The organism is Streptomyces sp. NPDC048416 (genome assembly GCF_043200435.1).
Taxonomy (GTDB): domain Bacteria; phylum Actinomycetota; class Actinomycetes; order Streptomycetales; family Streptomycetaceae; genus Streptomyces.
Map to the genome: position 1 here is coordinate 601641 of NZ_JBICXU010000001.1, position 13659 is coordinate 615299.

The window sequence follows — 13659 nt, forward strand, 5'->3', positions numbered from 1 at the left end:
ACGCCCGATCGCGCCTAAACGGCGCTCGCCCGCAAACGCCGGACGGGCTGAAGACGCCCATGCCGCCCGGCATCGCGTAGCCAGGGGCGCGGGGAACTGCGCGAGCAACCACCCACGACCCGCAGCCGACCGCCGACCCAACGAGGGCCGGGGAACTGCGCGAGCAGCTCCGCATGGCCCGCACCCCGCCCCCGCCCCATCGAGGCCCGCACCCAAAAGGCAACGCCGCCCCACGCTCAGCCCTCCCGGACCCGCCCCGCCACGACAACCCCGCACAACGCGACCGCCCCCATCGGCAGGAACACCACCAGGAACGCCCCCGGGTGCGTGCCCGAAACCCCCGCCACCGCCCCACCCCCCCAGCGCCGCGAACCCCGCCCCACCCGCCGCGAGCAGCAACGCGTTGGACAGGCCGTCCGAGATCTGGAGGGCCGCGGAGTTCGCCCCGGCCTCGTGCGGGGCGGAGAGCTTCAGGAGCAGCACGCTCGTCGAGGTGATCACCATGCCCATGCCGAAGCAGCCCACCCCCCACGCGACGGCCACCACCCACACCGGCACCGCCTCGACGAGCACACTGGGCGCGGCGACGATCGCGAGGGCCACCTGGATCATCCCCAGCACCATGAGCCGTTCGCGGTGCGCCTCCATCCGGGGCCGGGCCTGGACGTACGAGCCCAGCGCCCAGGTCGCCCCGCCGACGGCCAGCGAGAGCCCGGCCATCGTGGGTGTGAGCCCGCGCTGAGTGACGAGCATCAGCGGCACGAACGATTCCGCCGCGATGAACGACCCCGCGGCGAGCCCGCGCAGCAGCACCACCGAGGGCAGCCCCCGCGCGGCGCGCCAGGTGCCGTGCGGGAGCAGCGCGCGGCGCCCGGCGACGGCCGGCCCGAGCAGAGCCGCGCCCGCCGCGAACGGCAGCACGGACAGCCACCTCAGGTCCTGCCCTGCGTACTGCACCAGCCCCGCGCCGACCGAGACCGCCAGCGCCAGCCTGATCCGGCGCCGGTCGAAAGCGGTGACGGGCGCCGCCGGATCGGCCGGCCCGGACGCCATCCGCCGCGTCGCGGGCAGCGCGAGCGCCAACGGGAACACCACGAGTACCGGAATGCCGATGAACACCCAACGCCAGCCGAGCTGTTCGGTGACCGCCCCCGCCACGAGCGGCCCGACCACGGAGGGCACCACCCAGCCCGCCGCGAACGCCGCCATGATCGTGGGCTGGAGCCGAACCGGGTAGGCCCGCCCCATCACGACGTACACCGCGACGATCACCAGGCCGCCGCCCAGCCCCTGCACGGCGCGGCCCGCGATGAACGTCCACATGTTCAGGGCGGTCCCGGACAGCAGCAGCCCCGCCGCGAACCCGGTGATGCCGACGCCGAGCGCCCCGAGCGGCCCGCGCCGGTCGGCCCACTGCCCCGCGACGACCATGCCGAACAGACTTGTCGTGAAGTACGCGGAGAAGGCGAACGCATACAGCGACACCCCGTCGAGCTCGCGCGCCGCGACGGGCATCGCCGTGCCCACGGCGGTCGCCTCGAAGGCGATGAGCAGCACGACCGTGATGACCCCGAAACTCAGCGCACGGCGCTCCCGCCCGAGAATCCCGCCCTCGTCGACGTCTCCAGCGGGGAGGTCGACGAGGGCGGCACCGGACGGTTCAAGGGCACTCATCCGCCCAGAGTAAGGGGCATACCGGGTACTGGCCCCTGTCGAAGGGCGGAACTCCGCCCCGTCCCACGGCCATCGGCCCGCGTATGAACGCCACATGGCAGTCGCATGGCATCCCGCGCCTCTCTCTTCCCCCCTCCCCGGGCCCGCCCGTACGGTCGTCTCAACGCACCGGAACATGGCCGTGTACCCGAGTGGCTCAGGGACTCGCCTGCAAAGCGAGTTACGCGGGTTCGATCCCCGCCACGGCCTCAACTGCCTTGACCAGGCGTATCCCCGGTTCCTCCTTGCGGGGATCGTGAAACGCCCTACTCAGCACGGCACTTGAGGGCCTGCTTCACGAACTGGACGTAATGCCGTAGGAGCGCAGGCAACGCGGCTTGGGTGATCTCGTATGTGCGAGCGTGCTCCGCCACGATGGCCATCTCCACGTACTTCTGTGCGGCGGTCAGTGTGGGACTGCGAGGCAGGCCAGGCCGCTCGCACACCATGACGGAGGAGGCGCCATCATCGAACAGAAACCCCTCGTCGCCTGCGTCGATGGGCGTCGTCGGATCCCGTCCGCTCCAATGGTTCCAGGGCGTTCCCTTGCCGGTGCTCCTGACCTGCGCCCAGGCCATGAAGCTCTCCTTTTCGTCCACGTAGATCCGGCAGGACCTGCTGCTGTGCACGCTGACCAGGTCGAAATCAGGACCTGATGTCGCGACCTGGGCCTTCTCTCCGGTGGGGAGGAGCGGGGCGACTGCCTCTCCGCGGAACGCCCCCCAGCACAAGCTCTCAGGAATACTCGGCACGGACGGCGCCTGTGAGCAGCCGCTCAAAGCGATCAGCAGGAGTCCAGCCGTCGTGGCAGCGAGCGCACGGCCCCCGACGCGTATCACTTTGCGTCGCTCCTGGGCGCACCGCTCGCGGCGGCGTCACGCCCGTCCGCGTACGCATTCGCGATGCTGGTGGAGGCGGTCCCCTGGTACTCCCTGATGTCCCGCTCCTCCAGGCCCGCACTGCGTCCCGCACTGCCCACGGCGTCGGCGGCGGCCTGCTTGGCGTTCGTCTCCGCCTTCGCGTAGGCGTCCACAGCCTCCTGGCTCGCCTTGTCCGAAGAATCCTGCTGGGCCCGCTCCACCAGCGACTCGGAAATGTCCTCCTTGAGCCAGCCGACCGCGTCACCACCGATCGGCAACAACGCGATGTATTTCCCGCCGACCGCGTCGATGATCCGGTTGGTCCACTTGGACTTCTCCTGGACGGCCTTGTTGAACTCCTCGTCGTCGGCAGACTGCTTCTCGTAGATGGCCTCTACTCGCGCCTCTGCCATCATCCCGGCGATCTGCCCACCCGGGTGCACCGCGTTGCGCACCGCCTCGCCCACGTCGTGGCCGTGATTTTCGGGGTGGGCGAAGACATCGCGCACCAGCAGCGTCGTGTACGCCTGTTGGGCATTGGTGATCGAGCCGTACGCGTCGGGATCCTGAGCCACGACTCCCAGGAAGCGACCCACGTCGGACACTTTGAACTCCGCCAGCACTCCGAACGGCTTCGCCTGCTGGGCGCCGTCCTCGGAAACGGCCTGCAAGTCCGGCATGTACTCCGCCGCCATGTTCCCGAAGTGCCCCGCCAGCCCCGAGAGCTTGCCCGGGATGCCGTCGTCGCTTTCCTTCATGAGGCCCGGGTCCGAGCCGATCTTCGCGACGACCTGTTCCATGACGTGGGACATGGCCGCCGTGTGCTGCACCGGCGGTGCGTCGTCGTCGCCCGGGGTGCGGCCGGTGACCGCTGCTTCCAGGGCGTTGCCCATCGCCGACTGGAACGGGGTCGTGTCGCCGCTGCCCCGCACCGTGTCGTACCCGTCGTCACCGGGGTCCTTGTCGAGCATGTAGTCGACCATGCCGAGCGGGGCGGGTTTCCCCTTGTCGTCCTTGACCGTCACCGGCTTGTCGTCGGTGGTGACGATGCCGTTGCCGTCGGTGTCCTCGCGTACCGGCTCGTTGAAGAACTCCGAGGCGACGTGCGGGTTGTTGCTCATCGCCGTCATCAGGCCGGTGAGCGGGTCGAAGCCGCGGCCGCCGTCCTTGTCGAGATTGAACGCCATCGTGATGGTGTGCGGCATGCCCTGCTGGAAGATCTTCGGGTGCTGGTGCTCGAAGCCCACCATGTCGCGGGCCACGGGCAGCAGGAACTCCCTGTCGTACGTGCCGTGCCGCAGCAGCGCGCCGAGCCCCTGGTATCCGTACACCTTGGTGGTGACACCGGCGAACCCGGTGACGTCGACCGGTTTGCGGCCGGCCCGCATCAGCGCGAGTGTCCAGCTCGCGTCGAGGTGGCCCGGGGTTCGGGGGTTGGTGGCGAGGCCGAGCATCGGGCCCATGTCGTCCTGGATGTGCAGGACGGACGCGGCCCGGTCCGCGCCGGCCGGGCCGAGGCCGGTGGCGTCCAGGGACAGCCTGGAGTAGAAGTCCAGGGTGCCCTCCGCGCCCATGCGGCGGTAGAAGGACGTGGAGAACGCCGGGTCACCGCGATGGTCGTCCATCAGCTCCTGGAGCTGCCGGAGCGCTTCCACGTTGCGGGCCGCGCCGCCGGGGCCGGTGACCTTCTTCGCGAGGTCGGCGGCGCGCGCCGCCTCCTCGTCGGCGAGGCTCGCGTACGTGGGCGCGGTGAAGTCGTGGGCGTCGGTGACGTTGCCGGTCAGCGCGAGCCGCAGCGCCTCGTCCGCGTCGTCGCATGTCTCAACGGCCGCCTCGACGCGCTTCTGCCACGCCTCGATGGCGCTGTTCTGCTTCTGGAGCGCCTGCGGGTAGTCGGGGTCGTGGCGGGCCGCCACGTCGTCCTGGAGCGGGTGGCGGGCGCTCACGGTGCCGGACGCGTCGATCGCGATGCCGCTCTTGCCGGCTTCGTCGACGATCGACTGGAGCTCGTCCTTGGCCTTCTTGAACGCGCCGTATCCGTCGAGGAGCACCTGGTGGACGCCCGCCGCCTCCTTGGCCGCGTCGTCGAACTCCTTCGCGGTGCGGGTGATGAACTCGCGCGTGACGCCCGCGTTCACCCCCGCCCACGAGGCCCGCTCGGCGTGCGCCCGCATTCCGTCGTGCGCCTCGCCGGCGAGTTTCTTCAGCCGGGTCGCCATCTGCGACCAGTCGTCGACCGCCGTCTTCAGCTTGTCCACCGGAGCGTTCAGGACATCCGCGTACTTCAGCATGAACTTGCGTCCCCCGGGCCCTACTTGAGGTATCCGCTGATGACGGAGACGGGAGCCAGCGAGCCGAGGACCGCGGCGTCGTCCTTGGCGTGCTGGGCGACCGAGTAGTCGAGGTGGTTGGAGATCTGGGCGCAGGCGTCCTTCAGCGTGGTGAACTGCGTCTGCCACAGGTCGTGGACCTTCATCAGGGCGTCGCCGCTGGTGAAATTGTCGGCGCTGAGCGCCCGCGCGGCCTCGAAGGTGGACTGCCGGGCGTGGTCGCCGTCGACCCGCAGGGCGTCGTACAGCTTGTTGGCGTCGCCGCCCACCACCCCGAGGTCGTCGGCGTGCGCCACGAGGTCCCCGCCGCCCGCACCACCGGTACCGCCCGCACCGCCGACGCCGCCGACACCGCCCGGGACCTGGTTCAGTCTCATGGGGGCGCTCGCCTGCGACCGGCGCCATTCGTCCTCGAAGACCATGCCAACTCCCCGTACTGACCGGATCTTTACCGATCGCATACCCTACGGAGCTTGCCCGGCCCGCGCCATGCGGATCCGGACAGATCCACCCGGACGGAATCCGGACGGGATCTGGCCGACATCCGGACGGGATCTGGTCGGCATCCGGACGGGATCTGGTCGGCATCCGGAGGGGATCCGGACGGAAGCCGCTCAGTGAGGGGGCGTCAGCTCTGGACCACCGCCGCCTGCGGGCGGATCGGGAGGCGGTTGACCGGGCGGCCCGTCGCGGCGCGCACCGCGGAGGCGATCGCGGCCGGGGAGGTGACGACCGGGACGGCGCTCGCGGCCTTGGCTCCGAAGGGGGCCACCACGTCGCGTTCCTCGACGAGTTTCACGATGTGGATGTCGGGCGCGTCCAGGGCGGTCGGCAGGGCGTAGCCCGTGAGGTCGGGGTGGCGGATCCGGCCGCGGGACGTGCGCAGGTTCTCGGTGAGGGCGGCGCCCACGCCCTGGGTCACGCCGGCCTCGATACGGGCCGTCAGCTGGCGGGGGTTGAGGATGTGGCCGACGTCCTGGGCCACGGCGAGTTCGACCACGCGCACCGAGCCGAGCTCGATGTCGACGTCCACGACCGCGCGGATCGCGCAGAACGCAAGGCCCACGAACGCGTCACCCTGGCCGGTCTCGTCCAGCGGTTCGGTGGGGTGCGGGCGGCACTGGGCGGTGGCCCACAGCTCCTTGCCGTCCATGGCCTCGGTGACCGTGGTCGACAGGACACCGTCGTACGACGTGATCTTGCCGTCGGCGATCTGGAGCAGTTCGGTGGACATGCCGAACTTGTGCGCGAGCGGCTGGAGCAGCTGGGTGCGGACCATTTTGGCCGCGCGTTCGACCGCGCCGCCCGACACCCAGGTGTGGCGGCCGTGGGTGGCCGGGCCCGCGGGGGGCTGGTCGGTGTCGACGGGCGCGACGTGCACCTCTTCGATCCCCAGGGTCTCCTGGACGATCTGGCGGGCGAGCGTCGTGAAGCCCTGGCCGGTCTCGACGGCCGCGCAGATGACGGTGGCGATCCCGTCGTGGACCTTGACCGTGGCGGTGGACACCTCGTCGGTGCCCTCGGCGCCGAGCATGTGGACCATGCCGAGCGCGTAGCCCACACCACGCCGCACCGCGTCCGGTTCACCCGCGCCCTCGGGACCGCCCGGCAGCAGCCAGTCGTCCTCGGGCGCGTCCTTGGGGAGGGTGGGAAGCGGGAAGTCCCGTACGGCAGCGAGGAGTTCGGCGACGGGGGCCGGACACGTCACCGTCTGGCCGGTGGGCAGCAGGTCGCCCGTCGCCAGCACGTTGCGCATCCGCAGCTCGGCCGGGTCGATGCCCACCTTGGCGGCCAGCTTGTCCATTTGGCCCTCGTACGCCGCGCACACCTGCATCGCACCCTCGCCCCGGACGTGCCCGGACGGCGGGTTGTTGGTGCGCACCGCCCAGCCCTCGACGAAGGCGTGCGGCACGACGTACGGGCCGCAGGCGAACGCGACGGCCGCCGCGAGCGATTCCGAGGACGCTTCGGCGTAGGCGCCGGCGTCGAGAAGAATCTGCGCCTCGACCTTGACGAGGCGGCCCTCGGCGTCCGCGTGGTGGCGGTAGCGCAGGAGGGTGGGGTGGCGGTGGGCGTGGCCGAGGAAGGACTCCTCGCGGGTCGCGGTCAGCTTGACCGGGCACCCCGTCTTCAACGCGAGGAGCCCCAGCGGGAGTTGGAAGCTCAGGTCCTCGCGGTCGCCGGTCGCGCCGGGCACGCCGGTGACGACGACCTTGACCCGGTCCGGTTCGAGGCCGAAGCAGGCGGCGGCCAGGTCGCGGTCGCTGTGCGGGTCGGTGGAGGCGGTGTACAGCTCCACTCCGCCGTCGGGGCGCGGCACGGCGAGGCCCGCCTCGGCGCCGATCGGGGCCGGATCCTGGCGGCCGATCCGGTACAGGCCCTCCACGACGACCTCGCCGGTCACCTCGGGGTCGCCGTACTGGAGCGGGATGTGGCGGATCAAGTTGCCGTCGGGGTGCAGGGGTTCGGCCGCGAACGCCTTCTCCGGGTCGGTGACCGGCTCAAGCACCTCGTACTCGACGGCGATGGCCGCGGCGGCGAGGCGCGCGGTGTCCGGGTGGTCGGCGGCCACGGCCGCGATGGGCTCGCCGTGGTGGCGTACGAACTCGGCGGCGAACACCGGACGGTCGGCGATGCGGCGGCCGAACGCCGGGTCGCCCGGCACATCAACGTGGGTCACCACGGCCCGTACGCCCGGCATGGCGGCGGCAGCGGCGGTGTCGATGGAGACGATGCGGGCGTACGCGTGCGGTGCGCGCAGCACGGCCGCCCACAGCAGGCCCTCGGCCCACAGGTCGGCCGCGTAGGGGAAGGTCCCCTCGGTCTTGGCCCGCGCGTCGACCGGCGCGAGCGACGCGCCGATCCCGTGCGCGGGCGGCTGCTGCTCCGGCCCCGCCGCCGAGGTGGCGCCTTCGACCGTCGCGGTGGCTGCGTCGTTGCTCACGCCATGCCTCCGTCGTGCGTGTGCGGGGGCTTGGCGCTGCCGGCCCCTGGGGGTGCCTGGTGCGGAATGCGGGCCTCGTCGGCCAGGGCTCCGGCCGCCTCGCGGCCCGCCACGACGTCCTTCACGGCGTCGAGCACACCGCGATAGCCGGAGCAGCGGCACAGGTTGCCGCAGAGCGCCTGGCGCGTTTCCAGCTCGGTGGGGGCGTGGTTGCCTTCGAGCAGGTCGTGCACGGTCATGGCCATGCCGGGGATGCAGAACCCGCACTGCACCGCGCCGCAGGCGGCCAACGCCCGCTGCACGTCGGAGGGTTCGCCGTCGGTTGCCAGGCCTTCGACGGTGCGGACCTCGCTCCCCGCGGCGGTCGCGGCGGGCACCAGGCAGGAGGCCACGAGCCGCCCGTCCACCTGGACGTTGCACGCCCCGCACTCGCCCTGCGAACAGCCGTCCTTGGCCCCGGCGAGGCCCAGCCGCTCGCGCAGCACGTAGAGCAGCGACTCCCCCACCCACGCCTCGGTGACGGGCCGGTCGGCGCCGTTCACGCGCAGGACGTAGGAGGCGCGGGGGTGTTCCAGGTCGGGCGCGGGCGCGGGTGTGGACGCGTCGGTCGGGGTGGTGGCTGCGGTGACCGCATCGGCCGCGGTGGGCGCGGCGGCGGTTTCGGGGGCGACGTCGGCGTCGGCGTCCGGCCCGGGCCTGGTGCCGGTGTCGGTGCCGGTGTCGGTGCCGGTGTCGGTGCCGGGCGCCGTCTCGCTCTGATGCCCGTTCGGGTCCTCGTTGGCGACCCCGGGGGCGGGGGCGGGAGGAGACTCCGGCTCGGGGGCTTCGGGCGCGTCGGGAGTTCCGGGCGCGAGGGGCCCCTCGGCCGTCACCGGCACATGGGCTCCGCCGGACACATCGGACACACCGGGTGCGCCGGGTACGTCGCGTCCGTCGGGAATGCCGTGTCCGTCGGGTACGCCGTGTCCCTCGGGTACGCCGTGTCCCTCGGGTACGTCGTGTGCTTCCGGGGCGGTTGCGGCGTCGGGGTGCACCTCGGGTGCGGGGCCCGGCGCAGGCAGTGCTTCCGCGTGCGGGTGCGGGTGTGGGTCCGGGTCGGAGTGCTGCTGTGGGTGCGCGTGTGCCTGCGGCGCCGGCATCGCCTCGGCGCGGGGCGGTGCGTACGGCTGCGGCTGCGCCTTCGGGGCGGGGCCGTCCGCGGGCCCGGGCATGCCCGGTACGTCACGTACGTCCGTTGCCCCGTCCGCGTCCGCCGACTCACGTGGCGCGTCCGGCATGACCGGCGTTTGCGGGGCGTCCGGCATGGTGGGCGCGTCCGGAACCTCGCGTTCCGCCGACGTCTCCCGGGCGTCCGGTGCCACCGGCGCGTCCGGTGCCTCGGGCGCCCCCGGGGAATCCGGGGCACCCGGAACATCCCGCACACCCTGCGCGTCCGGGATGTCCGATGCGGGGGGCGCGTGCTCCGGCGTGGCGTGCGTGAGCTCCTGCGGCGCGGGCGGGGCCTCTTGCGCGGGCTTCGGGATCTGGTTGGCCCAGGGGGCGGGGGCGCCGCCGGGGAGGGTGGCGGGCGGGGTCGAACCCCACTGCTCGATCAGCGAGGACGTGGTGAACTCGCCTGATTCCTCCGGGAGTTCACCCTGGGCGACCGGAATCGTCCACTGGCCGGTGCCTGCGAGGGAGGGCTCGTCGACGAAGTTCCACTGCGCCGTCGCGGACGGGTCGTGGGCGGGCTGGGTCGAGGTCGCGGGCAGCGGCGTGGGCGCCGGGGGCTCCGGCCACACCACGGTCTGCGCGCCGGGCGCGGGATCGGTCTCGGACGCGCCGGACGCGCTCTGGCCGCTCAGTTCGGTCGGGATGCGCCAGACGCCGGTCGCGCCGGGGTCCGTCGCCGCGGCCGGGGTGAGCGGCACGATCATCGGCGGTACGTAGCCGTGGCCGGGAGCCGCCAGGGGGGCGCCCATCATGTCCATGTCCGGGGGCAGCTGGACGAACGCCGTGGCGTCGGGCTCGTACTCGCCTCCGTGCGGAACCGGCTCCCAGCCGCCGTGCCGGGCGGCCTGACCGTAGCCGTAGCCATAGCCATGGCCCTGGCCCTGGCCCTGGCTGGCGTCGTACTCGCCATCGGACTGCGGCTCGTGCCCATGCCCTTGCCCATGCCCGTACGGAGTGTTGGCCTCGTGCCCGTACGGGTTGTTGCCGTCCGCCGGCCCGTACGCGTCGTCGCCGTCGTGCTCGTACGCGGTGGTGCCCTCGTGCTCGTACGCGTCGTTGCCTTCGCGCCCGTACGCGGTGGTGCGCTCGGGGCCGTGTTCGTTGGTGCGGTCGGTCACGACAGCGCCCTCCCCAGTGCTCGTCGGGCCAACGCGGCGACGGTCCGCCGCAGATGCAGTACGGCGGGCGAGAGGGGCGGGGGCGGTGAGCCGTCCGCCGGGGGCGCCGGGTCGGGAATGCAGGCGGCGGCCACGTACTCGCCGAACGCGCCGAGTGCTTCCGGGGCCAGGGCCGCGCGCTCGCCGTCCCAGTCGACGAGCGAGGCGATCCAGTGCTCGGCTTCGAGGGGGCGCAGCGGCATCGGAGCGATGGCGCCGACCGCGCAGCGCACGCCACGCCGGGCCGGGTCGAGGACGACGGCGACCGAGGCGGTGGCGCGGCCGGGGCCGGTGCGGCCGGTCGCCTTGAGGAAGACTTGGGGGGCGTGCAGCAGCGGCACCCGTACGTGGCCGATCAACTCGGCCGGGGCCAGCATGTCCCGGCCCGCCAGCAGGTGCGAGACGGGGATTTCACGCCGGGCGCCGTGCGGGCCCGCGATGACGAGGGTGGCTTCGAGCGCGGCGAGCACGGGCAGTGCGTCGCCGGTCGGAGCGGCGGATGCGATGTTGCCGCCGAGGGTGCCGGCGTTGCGGATCTGCGGGGGCCCGGCGGCGCGCGCGGCGGCGGCGAGCGCCGGAATGAGCGCCGCGAAGTCCGGGCGCCCCATCCGCGCGTGGGTGAGGCCCGCGCCGAGCAGGGCGTGGCCGTCCTGGTACTGCCAGCCGCGGATGTCGTTGATGCGGCCGAGTCCGACGAGACCCGCGGGGCGCAGCAGACCCCGGTTCACCGCCGCCATCAGGTCGGTGCCGCCCGCTACGGGCACGGCGGCAGGCATGGCCGCGAGAGCCGCCACGGCCTCGTCGAGCGAGACCGGCAGCGTCACCGACTGCGCCGCCTGCGGTGCGTGCGTGGTCAACCCAGCTGCCCCTTCCCGGTGTCCCGGCCGTACGACTGTGCCGTCTGTGGCCACCTGCTGATGGCCGTACCGTACGTGCTCACAGCCCGGACGTGGCAACTCTGGCACATCTTCCATACGGGCCGACGGGAGGGTCCGCGAAGCTCACTTCCGTCCCCGACCTGGGGAATGTTCCGGTTTCGCAAGCCTTGCACGACTTATGCGACTTATGCGGTACGCCTCGTTCCGGACGCCGGGTGTTGGTCACAGCGCTCTTCCTCGCAGCCGGTCGCGGCCGGGCGGCCATGACCCGGGGCCACGCTCCCAGGGACGCGGCCACCGGGCGGCCGGCTTGGGCCCGGGCTCACCTGTTTGGGGGCGCCCCCTCGATCGGGCGTCCGAGCACGCCGGGGCGCTGCTGCCCCGGCAACGGGCCGGTGGGCGGCCGGTAATCGACGCCGAGCGCGTCAAGGCGCTTGTAGTGGGCGGTCATTCGCCGTTCGAAATCCGCGAAGTCGCGGTCGGCGGGGGCGGGCAGCGCGCTCCAGGCGACCTCGGCGAAGGCGGCGAGGCGGGGGAACGTCTGGTAGTCGACGCGGGACTGGTTCTCCATCACCTCGGTCCACACGTTGGCCTGGGTGCCCAGGATGTGGGCGGCGGCCTCGGGGCCGAGCTGCGGTGGAACGGGTTCGAACCGGTAGACGTCCTCCAGGGTGCGGACGAAGCCGATGGGCATGGGCTCGTCGGCGCCCGCGGCCTGCCGGTGGTCCAAGTACACGTACTGCTCGGGGCACATCACCACGTCGTGCCCGGCCTCGGCGGCCGCGACGCCGGCGCCGAAGCCCCGCCAGGAGGAGACGGCGGCGCCGGGGGCGAGGCCGCCCTCCAGGATCTCGTCCCAGCCGATGAGGCGTCGCCCGCGGGCGCTGAGCCAGGTGTCGAAGTGCCGGATGATCCAGGACTGGAGCTCGTTCTCACCGTCGAGCCCGAGCTCGCGGATCCGCTCCTGCGCGATGTCCGACTTCTGCCATTGTTCCTTGGGGCACTCGTCGCCGCCGATGTGGATGAACGGCGACACGTCCTCGGGGAACAGCTCAAGCACCTCCTCCAACACCCCTTCGTAGAAGCGGAGGGTGGTGTCGGTGGGGGCGAGGACGTTCGGGTTGACACCCCAGGTGTCCCAGACGGAGAGGGCGGCGGTGTCGATGACGTCGGTGTTGCCGAGTTCCGGGTACGCGGCGATGGCGGCCTGCGAATGGCCGGGGAGGTCGATTTCGGGGACGACACGGATGTGCCGCTCGGCGGCGTACGCGACGATCTCGCGGATGTCGTCCTGGGTGTAGTAGCCCCCGTGCGGCTTCTCGTCCCACAGGGGCGAGGCCCGATGCCCCCACTTGGTACGGCTGCGCCACGCGCCGACCTCGGTGAGCCGGGGGTAGCGCTTGATCTCGATCCGCCACCCCTGGTCGTCGGTGAGGTGGAAGTGGAAGACGTTGAGCTTGTGGGCGGCGATGAGGTCGAGGTAGCGCAGTACGCCGTCCTTCGGCATGAAGTGCCGCGCCACGTCGAGCATGAGCCCGCGCCAGGCGAACCGGGGCCGGTCCTCGATGGTGACCCCGGGCAGCGCCCACTCCCGCCCGCCCCCCAGCGGGGCCCGCCGGAAGCCGTCCGGTCCCAGCAGCTGGCGGAGTGTCTGGATGCCGCGGAACACGCCGGCGGGGGTGGGGCCCTCGATGAGTACGGCGACGTCTTCGCGTGAGCGGTCGGTGGAGAGCCGGTACGCCTCCGGACCGCCCGGGACGTCCGTAGCGAGCCGCAACACAATGCCGTCCCGCGACACGCCCCCATCGGCCAGCCCCAGCCCGGTCGCCGCGCCGACGGTCCCTCGTAGGAGGGCGGCGAGGGGTTGTGTGGCGGGGGTGGTGTGGAGGGTGGTGCGGGGGGTTAGGGCGGGCTGGGGGGTGGGGGGGTGCGGGGGGATTTGGGGGGTTTGGGGGGCTTGGTGGGTGAGGAGAGTGTGGGGGGCGGGGATCAGGGTGCGGGTGGTGGGAGTGTGGGTGGTGGGGGTGTGGGCGGGGGTGTCCATGGCCATGGGGTTCCTTGGGGTTGTTTGGGGCTGCTTGGGGCTGCTTGGGGTTCCGGGGGGTGTTTTCGTGGCGGGTGGTGTTGTGTCGGGCCCTTTTTTCCTTCCCCACCCCGCCCCTTCCCGAGACCCTCCGGGGGAAAGTGGGCCGACTGCGGGTGGTTGGTGGCTGGTCGCGCAGTTCCCCGCGCCCCTGAACGAGTTTCAGGTGGGGGGAGTGGGTGGCTTTCAGGTGCGGGCCGTGCGTGGCTGGTCGCGCAGTTCTCGCGCCCCTGACCCCGCTTTCGGCTGCGGGCCGTGGATGGCCGCTCGCGCAGTTCCCCGCGCCCCTGAAACCCGCCTTCGCCCGCGGACCGTGATCGCTTCCCGCGCAGTTCCCCGCGCCCCTGGCGGCGCTGGTGCAGGGGCCGTGCCGGCCCGCTCGGGCACCCTCAGCCCGTCCGGCGATTGAGGACGAGCGCCGTTCAGGCGCGAACGGGGGTGCAGGGGGCGGAGCCCCCGCATGGGGTCTGGGGCGCAGCCCC

Annotated in this window: 7 protein-coding genes, 1 tRNA gene and 1 pseudogene; 1 reads left to right on the forward strand and 8 read right to left on the reverse strand. The window is 72.5% G+C overall.

What is annotated here, in order from left to right:
- Window positions 1-236 precede the first annotated feature (236 nt).
- Window positions 237-1674: pseudogene (locus ACGFW5_RS02755) on the reverse strand (MFS transporter).
- A gap of 177 nt (window positions 1675-1851) precedes the next feature.
- On the opposite strand from ACGFW5_RS02755, the gene ACGFW5_RS02760 reads away from it, so the two are divergent.
- Window positions 1852-1923: transfer RNA gene (locus tag ACGFW5_RS02760), tRNA-Cys, on the forward strand.
- A 56-nt stretch (window positions 1924-1979) separates the two neighbouring features.
- Here ACGFW5_RS02760 and ACGFW5_RS02765 read toward each other — a convergent pair.
- From ACGFW5_RS02765 to ACGFW5_RS02795, 7 genes are all read right to left on the reverse strand, one after another.
- Window positions 1980-2342 carry a hypothetical protein gene (locus tag ACGFW5_RS02765; RefSeq protein WP_393832322.1) on the reverse strand — a complete coding sequence of 121 codons (363 nt, stop codon included), beginning with the start codon at window positions 2340-2342 and terminating at the stop codon, window positions 1980-1982.
- A 206-nt stretch (window positions 2343-2548) separates the two neighbouring features.
- A complete protein-coding gene (locus ACGFW5_RS02770; protein ID WP_393832323.1) occupies window positions 2549-4864 on the reverse strand; it encodes a DUF6571 family protein in 2316 nt (771 codons plus the stop codon).
- A gap of 20 nt (window positions 4865-4884) precedes the next feature.
- Window positions 4885-5325 carry a hypothetical protein gene (locus ACGFW5_RS02775; protein WP_393832324.1) on the reverse strand — a complete coding sequence of 147 codons (441 nt, stop codon included), beginning with the start codon at window positions 5323-5325 and terminating at the stop codon, window positions 4885-4887.
- A gap of 206 nt (window positions 5326-5531) precedes the next feature.
- Window positions 5532-7847: a xanthine dehydrogenase family protein molybdopterin-binding subunit gene (locus tag ACGFW5_RS02780; RefSeq protein WP_393832325.1), complete on the reverse strand. Its 2316-nt coding sequence runs from the start codon at window positions 7845-7847 to the stop codon at window positions 5532-5534.
- Window positions 7844-10177 carry a 2Fe-2S iron-sulfur cluster-binding protein gene (locus ACGFW5_RS02785; RefSeq protein ID WP_393832326.1) on the reverse strand — a complete coding sequence of 778 codons (2334 nt, stop codon included), beginning with the start codon at window positions 10175-10177 and terminating at the stop codon, window positions 7844-7846. Before ACGFW5_RS02785 ends, ACGFW5_RS02780 begins: the two co-directional genes overlap by 4 nt.
- Window positions 10174-11073, reverse strand: a complete 900-nt coding sequence (locus ACGFW5_RS02790) for an FAD binding domain-containing protein (protein ID WP_393832327.1) — start codon at window positions 11071-11073, stop codon at window positions 10174-10176. Before ACGFW5_RS02790 ends, ACGFW5_RS02785 begins: the two co-directional genes overlap by 4 nt.
- 343 nt (window positions 11074-11416) lie before the next feature.
- Window positions 11417-13144 (reverse strand): beta-N-acetylhexosaminidase, encoded by a 1728-nt coding sequence (locus ACGFW5_RS02795; RefSeq protein ID WP_393832328.1) that lies wholly within the window; start codon window positions 13142-13144, stop codon window positions 11417-11419.
- Between the last annotated feature and the right edge of the window lie 515 nt (window positions 13145-13659).